General features: G+C 42.2%; 21 protein-coding genes. 4 read left to right on the top strand and 17 right to left on the bottom strand.

Going from position 1 to position 24,477, the window contains the following annotated elements; translation table 11 throughout:
- Positions 1-113: 113 nt before the first annotated feature.
- Both JOD17_RS10130 and JOD17_RS10135 read right to left on the bottom strand, forming a co-directional pair.
- Complete coding sequence (locus tag JOD17_RS10130; protein WP_204697481.1) at positions 114-2,099, bottom strand: TRAP transporter fused permease subunit; 1,986 nt, start codon at positions 2,097-2,099, stop codon at positions 114-116.
- Positions 2,096-3,112 (bottom strand): TAXI family TRAP transporter solute-binding subunit, encoded by a 1,017-nt coding sequence (locus JOD17_RS10135; protein ID WP_204697482.1) that lies wholly within the window; start codon positions 3,110-3,112, stop codon positions 2,096-2,098. Before JOD17_RS10135 ends, JOD17_RS10130 begins: the two co-directional genes overlap by 4 nt.
- Before the next feature lie 248 nt (positions 3,113-3,360).
- Between JOD17_RS10135 and JOD17_RS10140 the strand changes: the two genes are divergently transcribed.
- The gene (locus JOD17_RS10140) at positions 3,361-4,290 is read left to right on the top strand and encodes a patatin-like phospholipase family protein (protein WP_204697483.1); all 930 of its coding nucleotides are present in this window, start codon (positions 3,361-3,363) and stop codon (positions 4,288-4,290) included.
- Here JOD17_RS10140 and JOD17_RS10145 read toward each other — a convergent pair.
- From JOD17_RS10145 to JOD17_RS10175, 7 genes are all read right to left on the bottom strand, one after another.
- On the bottom strand, positions 4,272-5,141 hold the full coding sequence (locus JOD17_RS10145) for a cation diffusion facilitator family transporter (protein ID WP_204697484.1): 870 nt from the start codon (positions 5,139-5,141) through the stop codon (positions 4,272-4,274). The genes JOD17_RS10140 and JOD17_RS10145 overlap by 19 nt on opposite strands.
- A gap of 261 nt (positions 5,142-5,402) precedes the next feature.
- Complete coding sequence (locus tag JOD17_RS10150) at positions 5,403-6,695, bottom strand: ABC transporter substrate-binding protein (RefSeq protein ID WP_204697485.1); 1,293 nt, start codon at positions 6,693-6,695, stop codon at positions 5,403-5,405.
- 21 nt (positions 6,696-6,716) lie between these two features.
- A complete protein-coding gene (locus JOD17_RS10155; RefSeq protein ID WP_204697486.1) occupies positions 6,717-7,544 on the bottom strand; it encodes a carbohydrate ABC transporter permease in 828 nt (275 codons plus the stop codon).
- Positions 7,541-8,416, bottom strand: a complete 876-nt coding sequence (locus JOD17_RS10160; protein ID WP_204697487.1) for a carbohydrate ABC transporter permease — start codon at positions 8,414-8,416, stop codon at positions 7,541-7,543. The genes JOD17_RS10155 and JOD17_RS10160 overlap by 4 nt, the downstream gene beginning before the upstream one ends.
- Positions 8,416-9,483, bottom strand: a complete 1,068-nt coding sequence (locus JOD17_RS10165; protein ID WP_204697488.1) for an ABC transporter ATP-binding protein — start codon at positions 9,481-9,483, stop codon at positions 8,416-8,418. The genes JOD17_RS10160 and JOD17_RS10165 overlap by 1 nt, the downstream gene beginning before the upstream one ends.
- A gap of 11 nt (positions 9,484-9,494) precedes the next feature.
- Positions 9,495-10,322, bottom strand: coding sequence for a metallophosphoesterase family protein (locus tag JOD17_RS10170; protein ID WP_204697489.1), 828 nt, complete (start codon positions 10,320-10,322; stop codon positions 9,495-9,497).
- 410 nt (positions 10,323-10,732) lie between these two features.
- Complete coding sequence (locus JOD17_RS10175; protein WP_204697490.1) at positions 10,733-11,821, bottom strand: D-alanyl-D-alanine carboxypeptidase family protein; 1,089 nt, start codon at positions 11,819-11,821, stop codon at positions 10,733-10,735.
- Positions 11,822-11,992: 171 nt separating this feature from the next.
- Between JOD17_RS10175 and JOD17_RS10180 the strand changes: the two genes are divergently transcribed.
- Positions 11,993-12,490 carry a L,D-transpeptidase family protein gene (locus tag JOD17_RS10180; protein ID WP_204697492.1) on the top strand — a complete coding sequence of 166 codons (498 nt, stop codon included), beginning with the start codon at positions 11,993-11,995 and terminating at the stop codon, positions 12,488-12,490.
- Positions 12,491-12,866: 376 nt separating this feature from the next.
- On the opposite strand, the gene JOD17_RS10185 is transcribed toward JOD17_RS10180, so the two are convergent.
- Positions 12,867-13,379: a GNAT family N-acetyltransferase gene (locus JOD17_RS10185; protein ID WP_204697493.1), complete on the bottom strand. Its 513-nt coding sequence runs from the start codon at positions 13,377-13,379 to the stop codon at positions 12,867-12,869.
- Between the two features lie 220 nt (positions 13,380-13,599).
- On the opposite strand from JOD17_RS10185, the gene JOD17_RS10190 reads away from it, so the two are divergent.
- Positions 13,600-15,012 carry a catalase gene (locus JOD17_RS10190; protein ID WP_204697494.1) on the top strand — a complete coding sequence of 471 codons (1,413 nt, stop codon included), beginning with the start codon at positions 13,600-13,602 and terminating at the stop codon, positions 15,010-15,012.
- A 346-nt stretch (positions 15,013-15,358) separates the two neighbouring features.
- On the top strand, positions 15,359-16,495 hold the full coding sequence (locus JOD17_RS10195) for a M28 family peptidase (protein ID WP_204697495.1): 1,137 nt from the start codon (positions 15,359-15,361) through the stop codon (positions 16,493-16,495).
- 123 nt (positions 16,496-16,618) lie between these two features.
- Here JOD17_RS10195 and JOD17_RS10200 read toward each other — a convergent pair whose 3' ends face one another.
- From JOD17_RS10200 to JOD17_RS10230, 7 genes are all read right to left on the bottom strand, one after another.
- Positions 16,619-17,398 carry an MBL fold metallo-hydrolase gene (locus JOD17_RS10200; RefSeq protein ID WP_204697496.1) on the bottom strand — a complete coding sequence of 260 codons (780 nt, stop codon included), beginning with the start codon at positions 17,396-17,398 and terminating at the stop codon, positions 16,619-16,621.
- A gap of 170 nt (positions 17,399-17,568) precedes the next feature.
- On the bottom strand, positions 17,569-18,264 hold the full coding sequence (locus tag JOD17_RS10205) for a metallophosphoesterase family protein (protein WP_204697497.1): 696 nt from the start codon (positions 18,262-18,264) through the stop codon (positions 17,569-17,571).
- A 247-nt stretch (positions 18,265-18,511) separates the two neighbouring features.
- Positions 18,512-19,525, bottom strand: coding sequence for an NAD-dependent epimerase/dehydratase family protein (locus JOD17_RS10210; protein ID WP_204697498.1), 1,014 nt, complete (start codon positions 19,523-19,525; stop codon positions 18,512-18,514).
- A 1,465-nt stretch (positions 19,526-20,990) separates the two neighbouring features.
- Positions 20,991-21,782 (bottom strand): SDR family oxidoreductase, encoded by a 792-nt coding sequence (locus JOD17_RS10215; protein WP_204697499.1) that lies wholly within the window; start codon positions 21,780-21,782, stop codon positions 20,991-20,993.
- Between the two features lie 12 nt (positions 21,783-21,794).
- Entirely contained in the window at positions 21,795-22,676 is an 882-nt protein-coding gene (locus tag JOD17_RS10220; protein ID WP_204697502.1) for a fumarylacetoacetate hydrolase family protein, read from the bottom strand.
- 22 nt (positions 22,677-22,698) lie between these two features.
- The gene (locus tag JOD17_RS10225) at positions 22,699-23,718 is read right to left on the bottom strand and encodes a homoserine dehydrogenase (RefSeq protein ID WP_204697504.1); all 1,020 of its coding nucleotides are present in this window, start codon (positions 23,716-23,718) and stop codon (positions 22,699-22,701) included.
- A gap of 12 nt (positions 23,719-23,730) precedes the next feature.
- On the bottom strand, positions 23,731-24,462 hold the full coding sequence (locus JOD17_RS10230; protein WP_204697506.1) for a hypothetical protein: 732 nt from the start codon (positions 24,460-24,462) through the stop codon (positions 23,731-23,733).
- Positions 24,463-24,477: the final 15 nt, after the last annotated feature.

Below are 24,477 nucleotides of genomic sequence, written 5' to 3' on the forward strand. Positions count from 1 at the left end.
CAAAAATTCCTCCTCAAATAATCTGAATCTAATTAAACATAATGCAAAAACGATGCCACCCTAAGATAGCCATCGCTCTGCAAATAGAAAACGTCAGTCAAGTCAAAATTGAGTTATTGGTTAAGTGCTTGCTTACCCGCCTTAAGATCTGTCGAATTGCCTTTCTTCCATTGATAGACAAAGATTCCAATAACGAGTGCAATTCCAATCAAATCAGTATAAATCTCTTGGTATACGAGCAAGATCGCTGACACAAGAAGAATTAAGCGTTCGACGACGTTCACTCGTTTTAACACACAACCTTCAACAAAGGCAGCAAAGGCAACAAGTCCTAACGTTGCTGTGAAAATACCGAACACGATATCAAACGTACTTCCTTCTAACGAAAGTGCAGGATTGTAGACAAGCATATACGGTAAAATAAATCCTGCCATCCCAATTCGTAACGAGTAAACAGACGTTTTAAGTGGATTACTACCCGCAATCCCGGCCGTAATAAAGGACGTAATCGCAACCGGTGGCGTAATTCCAGAAAAGATCCCAAAATAGAACACAAAGAAATGTGCAACAATTACTGGAACATCGAGTTGTACGAGTGCACCTGCTGCTACTGTTGCTAAAATGACGTATGCAGACACCGTTGGCATACCCATTCCAAGGATGATACAGGCAATCATAATCATAAGAAGCATAGGAAGAAGCTGACCACCTGACAAGTCAATGGCGAATCTAGAGAAACTCATTCCTAGTCCGGTCATAATAACCGAGCCTGCAATTATCCCTGCACCTGCACAAGCCATCACAGTTGGAATTGCATTTTTTATTCCTGCCTCAAGTGCAGCTAAAACAGAGAGTAAATTCAATCGACTTTCTTTTCTGAATAGACTAAGTACAATAACTGAACCTAATGCCCAAAGCCCTGCTCTCATCGGGCTCGTTCCTAACACCATTAACACGATGATTAGCACGAGTGGAATAATTAAATACCCTTTTGTTAGTAGAATATGTTTCAAATTCGGTAGTTGCTTTCTTGGTATACCTTCTAATCCGAGTCTTCTTGCTTGGAAATAGATTACAGCACCTACTACAGTGAAAAACAACAACGCTGGTATTAATGCGTAAGCCGCAATCTCAATGTAAGGAATTCCTGTAAACTCTGCCATAACAAAGGCTGCTGCCCCCATAATTGGTGGCATAATTTGTCCACCTTGAGAAGATACAGCTTCTACACCAGCAGCAAATGTACGATTATAGCCTACTTGCTTCATGAGCGGGATTGTAAATGGGCCTGTCATCGAAGCATTTGCTGCCCCATTCCCAGTAATGGTCGCAAGCAATCCACTGGAAAGAACTGATGCCAATGCCGGGCCCCCACGAATACGACCTGTTAACGCAAAGGCAAACTCAATAAAAAACTGCCCAACTCCTGTACGCATCATAAACGCTGCGAAAATCAAGAAGATAATAAGTACAGTAGAAGCAACATAAATAGGGTCACTAAAAATACCATTGGTCGTAATAAACAATGCATCCGTCATTCTTCCATAGCTAAAGCCTTGGTGGCCTAGAATACCCGGAAAAAGCGGACCAATGAAGATGTAAGCCCAAAAGAAGAGGGCTAAAACCGCCATTGCGTGACCGATTGTACGGCGAACACCTTCGATAATTAAAAAGACCATTAATGTTGCAACGATCTGGTCAAATGTCGAAGACGCTCCTTGACGCAATGCAATATCTGGATAAGCAAAGTATGCATGAAACAGTAAGAAGATTGATAACAGTAACGGCAACACATCAAAAAGCAAATGCCCTTGAGGCTTTCCCTTTTTATACGGAAAACAAGCAAAGCAGAGAATTAATCCGATTGAGGTGAAGATGGCGCGATGTTGCCATGCAGGGAATCCACCATACGCTGCATAATAAAGAACGTATATAGCAAGACCGATGGCAATCGCAGCGATAATAAAGCGGCGAATTCGTCTCCAACCAACTTCTCCGTCGGGATTCTTAAACGCGCGTTCAATATCGGTGTTGTTCTTTTCTTCAGCTACTTTTAAATCAATCTTGCCGTCTGGCGTTAGCTTTAGTTTATTCGTCACGACTCATTCCCCCTTTCAAATGCACCGACCTCCTCGTAATAACGAAGTGCACCAGGGTGGAAATTTTCCTCTGGGTCATCAATTACACTTACTGCCATCTCAGGATCAAACCATGCACCACGACTCGGTTGTTCTTCTTGAACTCGTTCAACGTGTTCCCAGATTTGTTTCGTCATCTCATAAACGAGATCTTCGTTCATATCTTTATTAACGACCATCATCGCCCAACTTGCGACTGTATTCACATCTTCCGTCTGGTTCGAGTACGTTCCAGCTGGAATGCTTAAATCGGTAGAATAGCCGTAACCACCTTCTTCGAGTGCTTCAAGCGCTTCATCTGGAATCTCTAACAACCTGAGCGGACGCATTGCGTCAACTTCTGTTAACGCGGGCACTCCTGGCCCACCACCCTGTACCGTAAGATCAATCAAACCGTCTCGGAGCTGATTCGCTGCATCTCCGTAACCCCCATAACTAATGCCTACATCATGTTCTTCTTCTAAAACTTCATGGTCATACCCCATCGCTTCAAACACCCTACGAAATGTCGCCTCACTTGCATCACCAGGGTTACCATTGATCGCATCTGCCCCATGCAAGAGCACATCATCAAGTGACTCATACGGACTATTCTCAAGTACCGCGAAATTCCACATCGTCGGGTAAAAAGCGCCAAGTGCTCGTACATTTTCCTGAGGTTCCCCTTCAAAAGCACCTCGACCATTCAGTGCGTCAATAAAATCTGAAGCAAATGCAAACCCTGATTGTACGTCTCGTGCTGTGTTAACTTCACGAATGTTCCCAATTGCTCCGCCCTCAACAACAGTCACCTGCAGTTCATCAATTTCATCAAGCCATATATCAGAGAATAATGTCGACAGAGGGTACCAGCCAGATCCTGTCGGTCCTGAAATGTGTGCATGTTGATAATCGCTACGTTCACCGCCTAACTGGCAAGAACTTAACAATAAACTACATGTAAGTAATCCAACTCCAAGCTTTATCCTACTCACTTCATCCTCCTCCTTTCTATCTGCATTACAGTAGATGCAAAATCCATACCAAATGAAAGCGCTTACGATAAAGGCGTTACCGTTGGATTTATAACCCACATTTGAATTAATAATTCAAATGTGGATTCTTATTCATTCTTCATGTAATTTGACAACCTTTTCACCCATTTCTCGATAAAATGTTGCATATCCTTTCTGCATTTACCTTTATGGGATGAGCATATGCTAAAAAAAATGAGGTGAACTCTATGAAAGCTGATGGCGTTTTTGAAGGTGGAGGCATTCGTGGGATTGCGTTTGCAGGTGCCCTTCAAGCAATGGAAGAACATGATGTTGAATGGGTCCGGTTAGCAGGCACTTCAGTCGGCTCAATTATCGCTGCGCTCCTTGCTGCTGGATACTCAAGTCAAGAAATTCGTAAGCTATTACTCGACTTTGACTACCACCAACTTAAAGGACGCACATGGCTCAATCGCATTCCGATTATTGGAAACGTAATTCATTTATTTGTTCATTTAGGATTCTATAACAACGATTACTTGGAGCGATGGATTCATGAACGTCTTTTATCTAAAGGTGTGCAAACCTTTGCAGACTTACCAGAAGAACGACTAAAAATCATTGCCTCAGATATTACAAACGGTCAAATGATTGTATTTCCTGATGACCTGGACCGTTATGGCATTGATATCGAGCAGTTCAACATTTCAAAAGCGGTTGCGATGAGTACGTCACTTCCATTCTTTTATCGTCCTGTCGTTTGGCGTACAAACAACGCTAAAAAATCCTATATTATTGATGGAGGGATTTTGAGTAATTTTCCAATTTGGTTATTTGACCGTGAAAATCCTGAATTTCCAACGTTCGGTTTCCATTTCGTCAAAGATGAAGTTCATGTACAAGCAACGATTGCAACTCCCATTCACCTTGCCAAAAGCATCTTCAAAACGATGATGCAAGCTCATGATATGAAGTACTTTACCGCATCCACTTCAGATCGTACGATTAAAATTCCAACCGGCGATATTACTGCTACTGACTTTGATCTATCAGAAGACATGCTTGCCTTCCTTTACCAATCGGGCTACGATTCCGCTAAGAAATTCCTGTCAAAATGGGATTTTGAAGCGCATAAACGAAAACGTATATTGGAAAAGACTCAAGACGGCTCAACGTGAACGAGGACACCTATCGCTTCATGTTCTTCAATCATTCGTTTTTCGACAGCTGTTGAAATGTTATGCGCATCGACAATATCAAGTCTACGATCAACTGCAATGACGACTTCCACTGCACTACTACTTCCATAATAACGCGCTTTCACTTCTTTGACTTGTTCAACTTCACTGATTGACAAGATCGTATTTCGAAAAGCTTGTAACTCCTGCTCCTGAAAACCATCGGTTAAGTGATACGTTGCTTTACGAAAAATGTCAAAGGCCGTCTTACAAATAATTCCACCGAAAATGACCGCCAACACAACATCTAACCATGGCAATCCAAACTGTGCACCTAAAATTCCTAACGTTGCTGCAGCACTAACGAGCGCATCAGATAGGTTGTCTTTTGCAACAGATTGGATTGCTTGGCTTTTGATTTGTTTTCCTAACTTGGCGTTGTAGCGATACACACCCATCATTACAATGAAACTCACGGTCCCGACCCAAGCCGCTGTTGGATCAGGCTTGACCACTTCTCCTGAAAACAAGTTCATCATTGCTTCAAATAGTACGTGCAAACCGATCAGCATGATAATAAATGATGCGACAAGTGATGCGACTGTTTCTGCGCGAAAATGACCGTACGGATGATTGTGATCTGGTGGTCTTTGCGCAATACGTAATCCGATTAAAACTGCGATTGAAACGATAATATCCGTTGCATTGTTTAGACCATCTGCTCGTAAAGCGGCTGAACTTGTGATGTAAGCAACCCAAATCTTTACAACAGCTAGTAAAATATAGGTGACTAAACTTAAATATGCCCCTCGCTCACCGCGCTTCAAATCAGAATAACGCTTTTGTTCCATCGCTACTCCCCACCCTCACAATCTTGTAATCGAAGCTTAGCAAAGCCAAATCAAGTGGGTCTACAGAAACCTTTTTCTCCAAAAGCAAACCTATGTTGCATCGTAAACAATGTTGGTCAGTAGAAACTCCTTATGTATCAAAGGGTTCTAGATTGCTCCTGAACAAGTCCGATCAACTAAATGATCGAAAAACCGTATGAAAAATATTTTTACACACAAAAGAAGGAGGGACATGTAGACTGTCTCTCCTTCCTTCTGCCTTTAGTTCAATAACCCATTAATTCGTTCTGTCGCTTCATCAAGAGCTTCTTGAGTAGTAACGTCTTCTTGAATGAGTGCAGAGGTAATTGCGTCTCTTAGAATGTTTTGTGCTTCTGAATAGTTAGCGTTTAATGGTCTTGGTCCAGCATATTCTAATTGGTCTACAGCAACTTTAAATTGTGGAACTTCCTCATACAAAGCTTGCATCTCATCACTTTCAATGGCAGATTGTCTCATTGGTAAATACCCCGTGTTTTGGCTAGCTGTGATCGTTTGCTCTGGCTCAGTCATCCATTTGATAAATTCCCAAGCAGCTGTTTTTTCTTCTTCAGGATGACTCGAGATCATAACGAGATTCGCGCCACCTGTAGGCGTGCCAAATTGTTCGTTCTTCGGCATAAATGCAGTATTTAATTCAAAGCCATTTTCTTCGGCAATGGACATGTAATTCGTTAGATCTGCTGTTGAACTAAACGCCATTGCAGATTGTTGATTTGAGAAGTCTTGCAATGCGATTTGACCTGCTTCATCACCTGTTGGTACTTTAATGCTCCCACTGTCATACATCCCTTTAATGTAGTCGACTGCTTCAACGCCAGGTGCTTCATTAAAGCTAGCTTCTGTCTCATCTTCATTTAAGACCGATCCACCGCTTTGCTTAACAAAAGCCTCGTAGAACCAGACGTTAACTGGCAGTGTGATCCCCACTCGACCTTCATCATTAGATAGCGTTTCTGAGTATTGCTCAAATTCTTCCCACGTTTGTGGACCTTCAGGGTCCAACCCTTCCTCTTCTAATAACGTCTTGTTTAAGTAAAGAATCGGTGTACTTCTTAAATATGGTAATCCGTAAATGCCATCATTGACGTAGGAATTGCCCATCAACCCTTCGACAAAGTCATCTAAGTCTACATCATCATTTTCAATGTAAGGTGTCAAATCCTCGGTCATTCCTGCCTCAGCAAACGCCCCCATCGATGCAATTTCATTTAACGTGACGTGAGGCGCATTCCCTGCAGCAACACTTGCTTGTGTCTGTGAGTGAAGATCAGCATAATCCCCTTGATAATGGGCATTAACGACGATCTCATCTTGAGAAGCATTAAACTCTTCAACAAGCGCCTCGTTGTTCTCACCAATTTTGTCACCAAACGCATACCAAAATTCAATCTCTACCGGACCGTCTCCAGATGGCGTTGACTGTGCAGCACTCTCCTCTGACTCATTTGTACAACCTCCAAGAATAAGTGCTGCTGATGAAGCAATTGCAAATGCTAGTGGATAATTTCGCATCAGATGATGCCTCCTTTTACGTTATTTCACACCGGTGTACACAAATGCACGAATAATATGACGTTGTGCGATAAAAAAGATAATCAGAATCGGTACAACGAGAATCATGTTGCCGGCCATCATAATGTGCCACGCAACACCACCTTCAACGTTAGTAAGCGCAGAAATTCCTACCGGCAACGTCCGGCTAGCGTCCGTTGTCGTCATAACGAGCGGCCAAAAATAATCATTCCAATGCGTAATAAAACTAAATAACAACAATGTAATAATCGTCGGCTTTGCCATCGGCACCATAACCATATACATAATTTTCCATTCACTCGCTTGGTCTAAGCGAGCGGCTTCCAACAACTCTTCTGGGACTTGTTTGAACGTCTGTCGAAGCATAAAAATCGCAAACGCATTGGCAGCAAACGGTAAAATCAACGCTAGATGTGTATCCAAAAGACCCCAAGAGCTAAATTGCAAATACACTGGAAGAAAGATTAGCTGAGTAGGGATCATTAATGTAATCATCGTGAGTGCAAACAACACCCGATCTGCAAAAAAACGATACCTTGCAAACGCGTAAGCAGCAGGCACAATCGTGAACAATTGCAACACGAGAATCGACAAGGTAACGATAAGGCTGTTCACAAAATACCTAAGAAACGGACCAGAATCCCATGCGAGCGCAAAGTTCTCAAAACGAATCGTCTCAGGAATCCATACAGGCGGAAACGTAATCGTTTCACTTAACGATTTAACCGAGGTCACTGCCATCCACACAAATGGTGTGGCAAAGATCGCAATGACGATGAGCAAACCGAGTACATTTAATCCTTTTAAAGCAAAGCGACTCGTTTTCATTGATAATGCACCCTCCTACTCATGAGGAAGAAATAAAGAACCGTTAATATCGATAGAACGATTAGTAAGATGACACCTGCTGATGACGCATAACCGAGTTGGAAGAAGCGAAACCCGTATTCATAAATGTAATAGACGAGCGTATTGGTTGATTGAAGTGGTCCACCTTGCGTCATGATGTCGATCGTTTCAAATACTTGAAAGCTCCCAATTAGATTCATAATAATTAAGAAAAACAACGTCGGTGAAATCATCGGAAATGTAATCTTCGCAAATGACGTAAACCGACTACTCTGATCTAATGCTGCTGCTTCATACAAATGAGGCGGAATGCTCTGTAACCCTGCAATAATGATCAGTGTATTGAACCCAATGCTTTTCCAAATTGCGACAAGAATAATGGAGTACAACGCGGTTTCAGGTGAAGCAAGCCATTCTGATTGAGGCAGACCAAACATTTCTAGGCCCCAGTTTAGAAGTCCGTATTGAGGGTCCATTAACCACATCCAAAGCATGGCGATCGATACGAGTGATATAATATGTGGACTAAAAACCGCACCTTGAACAAATCCATAGAACCTTGTCGGACGATTAATCCAAAGGGCCAGTAGAAGTGCTAAGACTGTCGTAATCCCCACACTAAAAAACGTAAACACAAACGTATTCTCTAGTGATTTCAGGAATTCGGGATGCTCGCTTAATCCAGCGAAATTATCTAGCCCGACAAATTGTTTGTCCGGGCTAATAAAGTCCCATTCATGAAAACTTAAATAAATCATATAGCCAATCGGATAGATAAAAAACAAAACGAATACGATGATCGCAGGAGCGACCATTAGATACGGTCGAAAACGTTCCAACCAACGACTCATTACACTGTACTCCTCACTTTAATTGGAGTCTCCCGATTGAGGTATGGCGCGATGCAACGACCGTTTTCTTTAAAGTAATAAATATCTTCATTATTAACCGATACAACTAGTTGCTCATCGTCAACGACCGGTTCATTAAACGTCTTCGCATACAACTTCCCTGCGAACGTATCCAGTTGATAAATGATTTCTGAACCGAGGGTCTCCCGATTTAAAATCGTACACGGCATTGAAAACTGATCATTTCCCGGGAAATGTCGTAATTTTGCTTTTTCTGGTCGAAAACCAATCTGTTCGACAGCTTTTTCACTAAAACCCGCAGATGGCAACTGATCGACGGACACAAGATTCATTGGTGGTGTACCGATGAACTGTGCTGTAAAGCGATTTGCTGGATAATTGTATAAATCAAGTGGCGGTGCCATCTGCATAATTTCCCCTTGATCTAATAACACAATTTCATCCCCCATAGACATTGCTTCTACTTGATCATGGGTGACATACACGAACGTTGTTCCAAGCTTGGCATGGAGTTGAACGAGCTCGGAACGCATTTGTTGCCTTAATTTCGCATCAAGATTCGACAACGGCTCATCAAGGATAAAGACATCTGGTTTTTTCACCATGGCTCTAGCGAGTGCCACACGTTGACGTTGCCCTCCTGACAATTTTTGAGGCTTCTTATTTAAGTAAGGAGTTAGACCAACGATCTCTGCGACTTCTTCAATTAGCTTCTGTCGTTCTGCTTTCGGAACTTTACGGTTTTTCAATCCAAACTCAATATTGCCTTTCACGCTCATCGTTGGATATAGTGCGTAATTTTGGAATACCATCGATACGTTTCGTTTCCCAGGACTCACATCATTAACGAGTCGATCACCGATGTAAATGTTTCCTTCCGTTTGTGTTTCAAGTCCTGCAATCATCCGAAGCGTCGTGGATTTCCCACAACCCGATGGACCTACAATGACCGTAAAAGAACCGTCTTTAATCGTCATGTTCATATCTGGGATAATTGTATCTTCACCATACGTCTTCTTTACGTTTTCAAAACGAATCTCTGCCATCTGCTCACCTCCTAAGATAAACTGAGCGTTCGTTTTTGATCTTCATAACGTCCGAGTGTATGGAATGGCGTTTCTTGTTTGTACACGTTGTGGTGAATAAATTGAGCATCCTTAAGGAGTTGATCATCCCCAATTTCATAAAGACTCGTATCGAGCCTTCCATTATGAATCGTTACCAACCTTGCAACTGGATGATCATACACCGCTGCTGTCTGGATATAGCTCCATTGATTTTGTTTGAAGATGGAATGTACGTGACAATGACCACAGAAATAATAGCCTCCACGTTTATGTGACGTAAGCAGTTGGTGAACAGCATCCTCACGAACAATCGATCCATTCCATTCAGCAGAACGAGTCGTCGTATTGTATAACGGATGATGGGCAAACACGAAGATCGGAAGGTCAGTATGTTCATGGACCAATTTCTCAAGCCACTCATACTGCTCAAGATCAATAATTCCACTCCAATCATCAGGTCGCCTTTCCCTTGTCGTATCAAGAAGTACAATCAACCCTTCTTCCGTCGTAAAGGCTTGGTAACGAGGTTGATTGATTAACACTTCAACTTCTTTCTTACGTAGTGAATACAGGTCGTGATTGCCAAGCACATGCTTCCAATTTGCTTCTGTTGAGGTAATTTCGTTATAGATTTGCTTAAATTCATCCTGTTTCCCATGGTGCGTCAAATCACCGATGGACAAATGATAATCAGCAGGGATACGTAAGAATTCATTCATAAACTTACTGAAGAATCGTTCTCTTGTCGTCTGAAACTCGATACTTTCATTTTCTAAAACTGGATAATGCAAATCCCCTATTAACGCCAACGTCAACATATATGATCCCTCCATCAATATGATCAACGTTAGTGTAACGGTTGAATGTTGAGGTCATTTGAATTTGTGATAAATAAACCAATAATTGTATAAATTTTCTGTTAACAATGTAAATCATATAAAAAACCTCCCCTTAGGGAGGTCTAGATACTCATCATTCACTTACTAGGTGTAGGCGTCTCTACCACAACAGCTATGAATATTCAAATGACTTCATATATGTTGGAATGTTGTCCTCAAATTGAAGATAAATCTTTAAAACCCCAACATAAAACTTAAAAGTCACCACATAAACGCTTGTATGTGGTGATTTTATATCTAAATTGAGGGGGTTAACACGGAAATCCCCTCAATTTAACCGTTAGCACTTATTCGACACTGTAAATAAACTTCTGATTCAGTACTCACCTTTACCATGGCCATAAATCTTTGATCCAATTAAAAAGAGAAAACGATGTGTCTTCACTTTCCTTATTCTCACTTTTAGCTTGAACCGTTTGTTCTTCAAATGGGGTTAACAACTCTTCTAAGACTACTTGGTCATCATTTTTTACAACGAGTAAGCCTCCGTCTTGCACTTCTTTCGTTACGTCATTGGCACGAGCAGTCGTATAAAACATCTCATCTGCTGCCTCGTAGGTTAACCCATCTGAGCCTTGGAACTGCTCCCCTTCTGGTAATGTTTCAGTGGCGTAATTTTCAAATCCATAACGAAACAACTCAAGTGTGTCACGATACGTATCATCAGCTGTTGGTGCGTTTAGCGTAATCGCCACCAACTCTGTGTCGTCCACTTCTGCAAATGTGGATAACGTAAAGCCTGACTGCGAGACAAAACCGTTTTTCACCCCGAGAATTTCTTCATGGTCGCGCACCAATTGATGATGGTTGATGATCGTCGTTTCCCAACTTTCACTCTGCCAATCAAGCGTTTCAATTGCTGCCATTTCCCGGAATTCTTCATTTTGCATCGCATATTGAGTGAGCGTCGCAAGATCATACGCCGTCGTTACATGATTCTCATGAAATAACCCATGTGGATTCGTAAAATATGTATCTTCTAAACCGACCGTGGTTTGTAAATACTCATTAAACTCTTCAATAAATGCTTCTTTAGAACCTGAAAGTTCCAAGGCAACTGCACTACTTGCATCATTACCAGAATTAATGAGCATTCCTTTTACCAACTGTTCTAAAGGTAATTCCTCATCTTCCATTAAAAAAACCGTCGTCCCGACTACATCAATTGCTTCTTCTGTAATCGTCACGTTTGTATCTAAATCGCCTCGTTCTAAAGCCATAATCGTCGTAGCGATCTTCGTAAGGCTCGCCGGATACATCGGCGCATTCCCTTGTTTATCGTAAAGGACTTCCCCTGATTTGGCGTCCATTAATATTGCTGATTCACTAACTAATTGTGGTTGTTCACTCGCTTCTACTTGTTGAACCCCACCTATGCATATGAAAGCAAGTACTCCCATTAACCCAACACGTTTCATTGAACCACCCTTGTCCATAAACTCCATTGGGTAAAATTGTACTGTAAAAAAGTTCGTTTGACGATTTACATTTTAGTTACAAAGATTAAAAATATAGTCCTAGATTTTGTTATATTAGACTCATTACTCAAGTGATACATATACTAGTAAAAACTGAAAGGGTGTGATTGTTTGTACCGTCATACCGTTCTTCCTGGGGAAACACTTACTACAATCGCCGCCAATTACAGACGTTCCCTTCCCTCAATCTTGCAAGCAAATCCAAATATTGATCCTAATCGGATTTACCCAGGTCAAATGATAATCATCCCTAACTTACCTGATCCTGCAAATGTCCCTTACTCAATCCACATCTCCGTCAATTCTCGTACATTAACGCTGTACTACAACGGTCGTGTAATGAGAACCTTCCCGATTGCGGTCGGTCGAATGGTTACTGCAACACCCATTGGAAGCTTCGTCATTGTCGATCGTGAACCCAATCCCGGTGGACCGTTCGGAACGATGTGGCTTTCTTTATCAAAACTACATTACGGCATCCACGGGACAAATGACCCTTCATCTATCGGTCATGCTGTTTCCCACGGATGCATTCGCATGCACAACGCAGATGTAGAAGAACTTGCAAGACTCGTTCCAAATGGTACGTCAGTAACGATTTCACCTTAGGAATTTATAAACACAAAAAACCACGCGTGCAGGGCGCGTGGTTTTTTGCTGGTAAACTACTAACGAGGGTTTAATAGGATGGAGAATAACAAGATCTCCTACGCCATTAATTTACCATATCTGTTTGTCCAGTTGGTAAAATTAAGAAATTTGTAAACTCAAAGATCCCCTATTTTAAGCGATATACGTTCTACGCATCTTATGTACTAAAAACGACACCTTAGTCATTAGAAAAAGCGTTTCGCCGATAAACTCGCTCACAAGTGTAAAAAAAACGATGGCAAACTGTAGTTAACAACCACTCAGGAGGTCATCATAATGACATTACCAACTGCTTTAGTAATCTGTACGGCTATTCTTTCATTCACATACTTCGTTACAAAGGTTGCTGTAAAGGCAATGAATGACCCAGAGCAATAGGTGAGAGTTCCAAACGCCACTGCTCTTCCTCAAGCACTTTGCCCGACTTCACTTCTGACCATGACGCGATAAGAGTAAATCCGTTTTTACGATACAATTTTCTGGCAGCTAATAAGTTCGCATTTGTAATAAGTTCAATCTGTTCGTACCCTTGATTGATACAAAAGCGTATAGCAGTTTGCAACAACTGCTCTGCGTATCCTTTGCCCCGAGCGACAGGCTCTACTAAGAATAATCCAAGCTTTGCAATCTTTCCCGAGGCTTCTTGTATCGCAATTGAACCTCGTTGTTGCCCTTGTTCGTCAACGATCCATACGTTCTCTCGGTGATAATTCCGCTTATGAAGCGATGTTATACTTTGCGTGATAAACATAACGAAGGATTCATCATAGTCATATTCTTCTTTGTAAATCTTACGATGAGCTTCAATGACATACGGAACATCTGAGGTGCAATAAGAACGAATCATTTTTTTCTACCTCCACTACATTTCACGTTTTGTTTTTCACAAATCGGGTATTTATCGATTTGGAGGGTAGTTGTTTACTACCTAATCAGGCTATAGACGATTGGCTGCCCTCCACTAATATAAAAACCTCTTTGCTTCTACGATGCTTACTCCACTCAATCATAACCTTCCGACCTTTTCAATATGATGTTCATAACGTCAACGATTACGGGAGGGTTTCATGAGCGATCAATTGAAAAAGCATCCCCTTAAGAAAATACCGGTTCGTAACCCCGATCATAGTCATCATAAATCTCCTTCTACACATACGAAGTGGGACAGCGATGCCCCTGCAAAGTTTCATTCTCAAACTGTAGGCAGAAATGGTCCAACTCTAGAACAAGATAGCATTGCACACGAAACAAACCAAGACCTTGTATATGAAAAAATTCTTGAACGACCTGTTCATGTAAAAGGCTTTGGAGCTTTTGGGAAATTTGAAACGATGAGTTCTATGAGCAACTACACGAAGATCCCGTTTTTGCAAACATCAGGAACAATCGTTCCAATTGCGGTGAGGTTTTCACTCGCTGTTAGTACGAAAGGAACACCTGATACGTCCAGAAATGTTCGAGGTTTTGCAACGAAGTTCTATACGAAAGAGGGAATATTTGATCTAGTCTTTAACCATATTCCAGTCTTTTCGGTTAGAGACGCCATCCGCTTTCCAGAAGCCATTCGTGCTCTCCTTCCTTCTCCAACAAACAACCTTATTGACCCGACACGCTTTTGGGCATTTGTCGCCCGCGCACCTGAGTCGATTCATTTTGTCGTTCGCCTCTATTCAGATGCGGGTACAGTAAAAAGCTTACGAAAAATTCCAGGGCATAGCGTTAATACGTATGTATGGCGAAACACTCGCGGACAACGGCATTACATTAAATACAGATGGATTCCATTTGCAGGAGAAGATTACATCACAAGTGAAGAAGCCGAAAAATTAGCTTTGAGAAACCCTGATTACTCTGGCCAAGATTTATACGATACAATCGCCTCTGGTCAACCCGTAGAATACGGATTATACGTGCAAATTCTTGATCCTGAAGATGCTCATTTGTTACCGTTTGACCCTTTAGATGACACGAAAGTTTGGGATGAGGAACACATTCCACTCCATCCCGTCGGAAAGCTCACATTAAATGAAAACCCAACAAACTACATGGAACAAATTGAAAAGCTAACTTTTTCACCGACAAATTTACTTGATGGTGCGGAACTATCAGACGATAAAATGTTACAAGGCAGAGCGAACATCTATTTCGACTCACAACGTAGACGCCTCGGCCCAGAATTCCGGAAAGTTCCCGTTAATGCTCAAAAAAATTGGACACCTGACAACCTTGTGACAAGTGGTGAGGGACGGTTTGTTGAAGGTCACCTCACGCGATCCACGATTAAGAAAACCGATGACTTCTCACAAGCAGGAGAGTACTATCATTCTCTTAACTCCATTGAAAAAACAAACCTTGTCATGAATATCGCCGTCGCCCTTGCAGGGATTGATCGCTCAGTCCAACAAACTGTCATTAACTACTTGTGTTCAGCTTCAACATCATTAGGAAATCGTGTGTCAGAGCAAATCACTAAACTATGAATAGATAGAGCTAATTCCTACCTCGGGTTAGCTCTTTTTTGTTCTTGGATCTTTAGCAATAACAACACATTGAATAGAGTACTCGTTTCATAGATAGTCATAAAGTACGCAATAACAGCAACATATCCCTAGAAAGGATTTTCTCAACATGATTTTAGACCTTCTCCTACAGATCCTATGACCCTATTGAATGTTCTACCTTTAGTCTTTTTAAGATATTTTGACATAGTCTCTTACTCATACTTTTGTCATTCAACCCCTCCTTTCTCAAGTGCCAAATGATTGATATGGTACGATTTAATTACTCAAAATTCTAATAATTATAAAAGAGGGAGTTGTTCTTTACATGAAAATGTTTTCACGTTTAGCAATGATTGTCTTAGCCGGGGGCTTGATGACGACCACTCCTAGTTATGCAGCTGAAGATTCTCCGTATACCGCTTCAGAGCTCCAATCGTTGATTACTGATTTAGAAGCTGAGGGTCATTTTGATTCTAGTCACGTATACCGTCAGCTCTCTGTGCATGCGACAACACTCTCACATTATGAAAACCAAGGGAGTAATGAAAAGCTCGTTCGTCACACTGGTGGGTTCCATAACTTGCTCCATCACCAAAAAGATGCGATCTCTGATCATGCTTTCGAACTGCTATTTCATCACGGTGAATCGTTAAGAGCAGCATACTTACCATTTGATGAAGATCTTGCGCTGGAACATATCGAACACTTAAGTGTAGAAATCGGTCCGCGTGTCGCTGGTAGCTTAGAAGAAGTTGAGGCCGCAGAATACATTGAAGATATTTTTATTGACCTTGGCTACGAAACGGCCATCGAATACTTCGATATCAGAAACGGTACTGAAGAATCACAAAATGTCATTGCCATTAAAGAAGCTGAGGGCGTTGAGGACCCAGAGATTGTCTATTTGACGGCTCATTATGATAGTGTTCCAAATGCCCCTGGTGCAAATGACAACGGTTCCGGCACGGCAGCATTACTAGAACTGGCACGTGTCATGCAAGACATTCCTGTTGATAAGGAAGTCCGATTTGTCGCTCTTGGCGCTGAGGAAATCGGTCTCGTTGGGGCCTATCGTTATGCAGAGACACTCACTGAAGAAGAAATCAACCGCAGCTTCGGAAACTTTAATATGGATATGGTCGCAACCAATTGGGAACCTGCAGACACACTGTATGTAAATGTCGTCGATGGACAAGCAAATAACGTGTGGCATCAGGCACACGCTGCCTCAAACACGTTAAACAATGACATCTTGTTCCTATTCCAACGTGGCGCGTCCGATCACGTTGCCTTCCACCAAGTCGGCATCGATGCAGCCAACTTTATTTGGAGAGAACCAGGCACACATAGCTTAGAGCCATGGTACCACACGCCAGAGGATACCATCGATAAAATCAGCACCGAGAAACTTAAAATGGTCGGCGACTTGATTTATACATCTGTGACAGAATTGGATTATTAGAGAGTCATGCAGGATCCCTCTGAGCTGGTTAAGGAACACGCACTATTATGAGCAACGTTCTTAAGTGACAACCTTTATGTTTGATTGATAGGGGTTGTCTTTTTTTTGCTAAAACTAATAATCCTAAAACCGAATTTCTACCAAACCATATGTATGTACACCTGTCCCAAAATGCGCCAAGTCTTTTTCACGCAAATCGCGAACAGCTTCGGTTACGTCGGTCCAAATGTTATTTGGTATGCTCAAAGTGTTGTGTGAACCATATACGTTGTTAATGTTCGGAATACGAGAGACGTACGCCAGCGAATCGAGCAGTTTCACTGGATCCGTCGTCGGATAAAACGCATATATCGGAGATTCGATATACAATAAGTCGCCTGTGAATAACAAGCCATTTGTCAGATCTTCAACAACTAGGTGACCTGGTGAATGGCCAGGCGTATGATGAACGACAAGCGTGCGACCGCCAAGATCAAGTCGATCTTTGTGTTCTAGAAGTCCTGTCGGTTTGCCAGTAAAGGGCGTATACGTGTCTGGATTGAAAGATGGTGGTGGGCTCTTTGTTAAATCTCGTCCAATATCTTTTCGAATTTGATCGAGTGTTAAGCCTTTAATTCCTTCTTCCAACCAATCTGCTTCTTCTGAATGGACGTACAATCGTTCGAACTCCCCATGACCCCCAATGTGATCAACGTGAACATGCGTAGTGATCACATCGATTGGCAAATCTGTTAATTGATCCGTCATTCGCTTAATTGAATCAATGCCAAGACCCGTATCAATTAATGATGCTCGCCTCTCTCCAATTAGTAAAAAAGAATGCACCTTTTCCCAATGTCCGTATTCACTTATGGCATATGTATTCGGATGAAGTTCTTGAACGGAAAACCATAGATCGTGCATCGTAAAACCTCCTCAGTAGCTAATCAACTCACTTGATTTCTTTCTTTACTACGATGCGAAATCCTTTATTTTTTATTAATTTCTCTCGATTAACAGACTGACTTGTTTTGCAATGGAATACGTAGATTCATAAAGTAATTCTATCTAGATAATAGTAGGCGCTTAACTTTTTATGGTCCCTGAAATGGAGGGTTTCTGACATGGGCTGCAAACTCTTCTTTGTGCGGTGCGTTCTCCTGAAGAATCTCTTTAGCTGCAAGTTCCACATCATATTCTGTCATTCGCAATTCGATCTCCTTTGAATTCATACATAACCAGCAAGCGCCTCGTAATCGACTCTGAAGGCCTACACTTCCTGCATTAATGATGTTTTTCGAAGCAATCATTCGCTTAAATTGAATGTGCGTATGACCACACACAATCGTCGATTGCTTCGTTTTACTTATCATCTGTTCCACTTCGTTAGCAGGTGTGTCGATTCTTATCGCTTCAACATCGCTTCTCGGCGAACCATGTACAAACAGGACGTCTTCTTCACCATGAGAAAATCCAAACGAACCTAACCACTCCAATTGCTCATCCGATAATTGCTCAATACACCATTGATTTACTTCTTCTGCCATCGTATGAATAGCTCGAGGAGGTATTTTGTATTGCTCATAAATCTCTCGATCACTATTTCCCATAACAAAATGATACTCATCTTTCTTAGCATAAAGTCGTTCCACTACTTGCCTCGGCTGCGGTCCCCAAGCTATGTCTCCTCCCACAATCACTTTATCGACCTTCTCTTTCTCGATTACGTGTAAGACAGCCTCTAGCGCCCGAAAGTTCCCATGAATATCATAGATCGCAGCAATTTTCATTTGGTTACCCTCCTAATCACTTCAACAATCATAGACTAAGGCACTCACAAACTGCTAAGTTTTGTGAGCAAACCGGTACAAATTACTAACATGTCAGCCTGTTCTGCCACCATAACTAACGTTTTGTGTGCAGAACGCTTCATTATGTGAGTAGAAGCCCTCATTGCGTTCACTTTTTGTGCTACGCTGCTCACAAACTGACGGATTTGTGAGCAGCGCTAAACAGCGATCACCTATTTATTAACAACTACTTCGCATTCCACGCTGAAATGACCTCTAGTTCCCTTTCTTTACTCATTCCTGCCTTAAGATTGGAAAGTGTCAAATTTTCAACGGTACTTAACCAATCATGTGTGTCTTGAATGGTCTTATTTAAAGGTGAAAATGACAACCCTTTGTTGATCGCTTTTTCATTATTCGCTGAAGCTGCGCCGCTTAATGACGATGGCAACCAAAAAGGGAGCTCTTCCCACGGCAATACGTGTTTATCAATCAGAAATCCATCATCGATCCAGACAAAATTTGCGTTGTTGTTGCAGACACGGTTGCATGCCTTTAATACGTCTTCCATCGTCATCACGTGCGATGGACCGGTAACATTATAGATCCCAGTAACTTGCTGCTCTACACTACTGACGATCCACCTTGCCAAGTCTCGCACGTCGATAAACTGGACTTGTTGCTTTGGATTTCCAGGCGCAATCACATCGCCACCTTGTTTTATTCTCAGAAGCCAATAAGGCAATCGGTCGCTATAATCATTCGGTCCAACGACTAAGCCAGCTCGAATGATTAGTGTACGGCCTGGTATATTTCTTTCTGCAACGATCTCACCCGCTGCTTTTAATCCCCCATAGTGCGGTCCGTAAATAGGCCCTGCCGTTCCTTTTGTTAACTCTGTGATTTCACCCTCCAAAAGTTGCTTTGTCGCATCTTCTTCTGTTAAGCCCACCTTCGAGAAGTCCTCATAAACGGAAATGCTAGAAATGTACGTGTAATGAGCAACAACCTGAGCTAAACGTGCACTTGCTTTATCAACCGTCCTCGGAATATAACCAGAAACATCAATCGCGGCATCCCACGTTCTACCTTTTAGAGCGTCTAAATCACCGTCTCGATCACCAATTAATTGCTCAACATTTGAAGATGTATACGAATGATTTCCGCGATTCAAGACGGTAACGGTATGACCATGATGAAGTAAGTGATCAACGATGTGCTTTCCTATAAACCTTGATCCTCCGAGCACTAATACGTTCATGACAAATCATCTCCTTCAATTATTTAGCCTTTGCTATTTGCTATAACGAAAGAAACGTTTATAAAGATACGCCCTTCACCAAAAAAAGGCGTACCCTGGTTAACAAGGAACGCCTTTGGAGGTTTAATTTCCATACAGAGAATGAGACAGAAATCACCTCAACTTTACCACTAGGCATTTGATACGCGGATACGATTCGCACGTTTTCCTAAGCTCCTTTCGCTCATCTGTTGACAACTGCATTTGCGTTTTTCTCTTTATCAAATTACATGATTTACTGCCTTACCTAATTTGCTACAATCTGCTCCATCTGCTACACTACACGTATAATGAATCGAGAATTCGCATAATTTAAAAGCACTCCTGGATGCTGATACATCCAAGAGCGCTACAGAACAAGTCCCTTTTGGGGCGATGTTCACCAGTGACGGTGACTACCCGCTAGTTTGGAAGCCAGGGGTGGTCACTTTTTTGTGTTGTTCGCGTCTTTTGCGATCATATATACGAAGGTTGCCACAAGTACGATTAACGTAGCAGCTTCGTAAGTGAGATACATAAACGCCTCACCCCCTCCCAGTCGTCAGCACCGACGAATAAACCTTAGACGTGACGAGAGGAATAAAGGTGAACAACCACCCCTGAAACTTATTCTGTTCGTTTCACTATATCATATTGAAACTTCAAACTTATCTGCCATTTGCACTAAGACGTTCTACCACTGAAAAACAGCTTTTTGCTCCTAAAAGACCAGAGCATATAAAAAAACAGATGCACATCTCCATATGATTTTAGAATTTCTTTGAAATTTATAACCACATTAACTTGAGAATTCGTTTAATGTTCACCGTCAATATGGCAAAAGCATCCTTCAACTCCATACTTAAGAGTCCCGAGAATGAAGCGATTTCATACCCGTATTGGTGCTTGAGTTCAAGGTACTTGCCGATGGAATACCGCTTCGTATGGTGCCATCCCTAGAAAGTACTTAAACGACATGTCATATTTCAATTGACAAGGTTAACGTCAGACAACGGATAGATAAGTATTTGAACATTCGTATGGGGGGCGATGACTGAACGCCCATAAATCAAGCTATACGTTCATGACGAACACCGCTTTTTTCGGTTATTTATTTTATGACCTCTGTGCGTCACCGAGCTCTTCTTCTAACAAACACCCTTGATTGGAACGGAAGGCGGTGACGCCTGCGGAAAGGGGGCGAGACGAGACCCGAATGGCGAAGCCTGAGGAGGCTCGGCCGTTCCTCCGCGGCATAGAAAACACGGTGACTGCGAAGCAGGAGCCGATGTTGCCCTTATGCCAGGGGTGCAAGCATCCGCCTGCAGTGGAAATCATGACTCTAGTATAGTTTATCAAAAAAGAACGTACGCTCGAAAATTCAAGGGTACGTTCTTTAGTCAAAGACTATTTCAGCGGTCCAATTTGATTAGAGGGGGTTTCGACATTAAAGGGCTTTAACTAAGCCACCATCAACGAGCAATGATTGTCCGGTAACATACGTATTGGCACCTGAGCATAGGAATACCGCTTGTTTTGCGAATTCTTCTGGTTGGCCGTAGCGTCCCATCGGGATGCTCTTCTCGGAGTTCTCTTTCACTTGATCATATGAGAGACCAACTTTGTCGGCTTTAATCTTGTCTAGACTTTCAACTCTGCCTGTAGCGATCCGTCCTGGGCCAAGTGTATTAATTAAAATATTGTCTTCCGCTAATTCTTGAGAGAGACTTTTCGCAAGTCCGACGATGCCTGCTCTGAATGTGTTGGACAGCAGCAAATTATCGAGCGTTTGTTTGATGGAAGAAGATGCGAAATTAAGAATATGTCCACCGCCTTGTTTACGCATGTGCGGTAACACTTCACGTATTGCTCGAACGAAACTTAATAAGTTCAGTTCAAATGCATTCTGCCATTGTTCATCTGAAAATTTATCGAACCCGCCGGCTGGAGGTCCGCCAGCATTATTAATGAGCACGTCAACCGTGCCGTACTGATCGGCCGCTGACTGGACGAGGTTTTTAATGTCGTCGCCTTTGGTGATGTCACATACTTTATACATGACACTTGCAGATGGTGCTGCTTCTTGGATGTGTTCAACGGCACGTTGCAATTCTTCTTCGTTGCGACTTGAAATGACAACGTTAGCCCCTTCTTTTGCGAATTCTAAGGCTGTTGCTTTACCTAATCCTTGGCTTGCAGCCATAACGATCACTGTTTTGTTTGTTAAATTCAAATCCATTGGTTCCACCTCTTATGCATGAGTTTTAATTTTCAAATCTTGACACTTATTTTTCAACGATGCGAAACCGTTAATCTGGCATTCGACTTCGTCACCTTCATGAATGTGTACCGCACCTGGCGTACCTGTTGAAATCAGATCTCCAGGTAAAAGAGACATGACTTTGGAGTGAAACGACACGAGGTTAAACGGTGTAAATGTCATATGATCGACGGTGTTCTTACGGTGTAGCTTCCCGTTGATCACTGTGCTAACTTCTAGTTTCATCACGTCTTCCACTTCATCTTTCGTAACAAACTGAGGTCCGAAGCTAAAGAACGTATCAAAGCTTTTAGAACGTGTTAAGTACCGTGGGTTCTTTTCCAAAATATCTTCTGCGGTCATATCAATAATCGTTGTGTATCCTGCAATATAATCAAGCACATCCGCTTCTTCGACATCTTTACACGGCTTTCCAATAATCACACCTAGCTCAGCTTCAGCTGTCGTACGTTCTGATTGCAAAGGGATCTGAATCGTATCCCCACTGCCGATGATTGTCGTATCAGGCTTCATAAAACTCGCAGGTTCTGTATTCGGAGCTACTTCACTTAAATCAGCTGCATGTTCCACATAGTTTAGACCAATGCCCCAAATCTTGCTCGGATGACGGTATAGTGGCTTTACGACATAATCCGTAACAAACGCATACTCTCCATTTTCAATCGCTGATAAGCCCGTCTCATTGTACCAAGTCGTTAACGCTTCGAGCTTACCACTTCGCAGAAGTTCGAGCAATTCTGTTGCATAAGCTCCCCCGACTTTTTCATTCACTTCTTCGACGAGCACTAGACCTTTCTCTGTTATGATGGCGAGTGTTTCCTTCTCATTCAATGCAATGGTTGATAAACGCATGACAATCACCTCTTTTACGAATTTAGAAGTTCGCTTGTACTAGATTAATCATGTCTTTCAGAGCAGCTCCCGCTGCTCCAACGGGGCTTGATGCACCGCCTATGACCGCTACTCTTCCCATTTCTTCTGTGTAAAAGCAAATCCCTTTTTCTTTTGGAGCAAGATTTGCGAGCGGATGAGCCGTCGGTATTGATGTCGGTTGAACGTTCATATGAATCGTTTGCTTGTCCAAAACGGCAGATGCTAAAAGAACAATTTTATGATCAGACGCTTTGGCATCTGCGATTTGTTCTTTTGTGACAGCCATAATTCCTGTCACATCAACGTCTTGAATGTGGTTATTCAGGCTAAAAAAACGATACGCTAGTAAGAGGAGTTTATTCGCACTATCTTTCCCACTAACGTCCATCTCTGGGTCTTTTTCTGCAATACCAGCTTCTTGAGCACGTTGCAAAGACATCGAAAGGTCCGTGTCCTGTTCATGCATATCGTCAAGGATATAACTCGTTGTTCCATTTAATACCCCTTCAAAACGAGTAAGTGTCATACCTGCAAGGCTATATTCTCCAACATCCAGTGTTGGTAACGCCGCAGCTGTCGCTCCACTAAATTTAATTCTTCGATTAACAGATTTACTTAACTGCATAAGTTCCTCGTAATGATGAACGAGCGCACCTTTTGAGATTGAAACGACATCCATGTGCGACGTTAACGCTTGCTTGATATACGAGTAAGCAGGCTCTCCGTCATTGCCATTCGTAGATGTCGCTTCAACAAGCACATGACCGCTCATCTGATCAATTGGTTGAATTGGGTAATGTGAATCTTTCGCATAATCTTTAATCGCCATCGTCCCAACACCATAGTCAAGTAATCGCGGAAGATCTAAGCCATCTTCACTTTGAACGATCCCTTCTCGGATGATAATTCCTTTGATTTTCGGTTTGATCGTATACCGAGATGCAATCGTTTCTGCTTTATCGTGGATTAGTTGCACAAATTCTTTTGCGACAACACCGTAACCACTTATGTAGATGTCCAACTGATCCACTCCTTACTTTGCTTTCATCTTCTGAACAGGCAAATCTTGAACCGTTGCCATTTGCCAGGGCTCGACGACACCGTTCACTTTGTTTATTAAAACGAGAGGAATTAGCCCTGTTACAACGAGCGACGTCGCTTCATAATCTGATGTAACAGTCAGTTGCCGTTCTGACTTGGTCCGTTTTTGATTGCGCAATCCTGTTAGTTCTACAAAGAGTGTCGCTTCTTCTGATTGGTCGGGGCGATGCTTTGCAAATCGCGCAAATAAATGACGGTACTTCGGCAAAGCCCGAAGAGCAATTAACGTCGAAACGAGCTTATTAAATGGTGCTATATCCCAAGACGTCCAATAGTGACTCGTCGCCTTATTAAATACGTTTTTCATAACGGCTTGCTCCGAATGATTAATCTTTCGTAGAGTTAAAGACTTTCTTCCGTTAGTGAATACTCGTTTTTCTTTAAATCCCCTATGCCCATTCGGAAGTTTCGAAGAAGCTATCTCGAGCATGTCCGCTGCACCTTGTGCACCTGCCAAAGCATTCGCGCTTTGTAAAAACCCTACGTGTACTTCGTCTACGATGCTTAATTCCTTAGCGGCTTCAATTGCCAAGATGACAGATAAACCAGGAAGTAATCCTGCCATCATTACATTCGTCGTACCCTGTTGATTGTCTAATTCCTTCACTCGCTCGGCAAAAGTATTAAATGCATTCACGTCAATGGTCGGAACATTGACTTTCATACAGATGTACTGTAT

Origin of the sequence: Geomicrobium sediminis (assembly GCF_016908595.1) — a bacterium.
Lineage (GTDB): Bacteria > Bacillota > Bacilli > Bacillales > Marinococcaceae > Geomicrobium_A > Geomicrobium_A sediminis.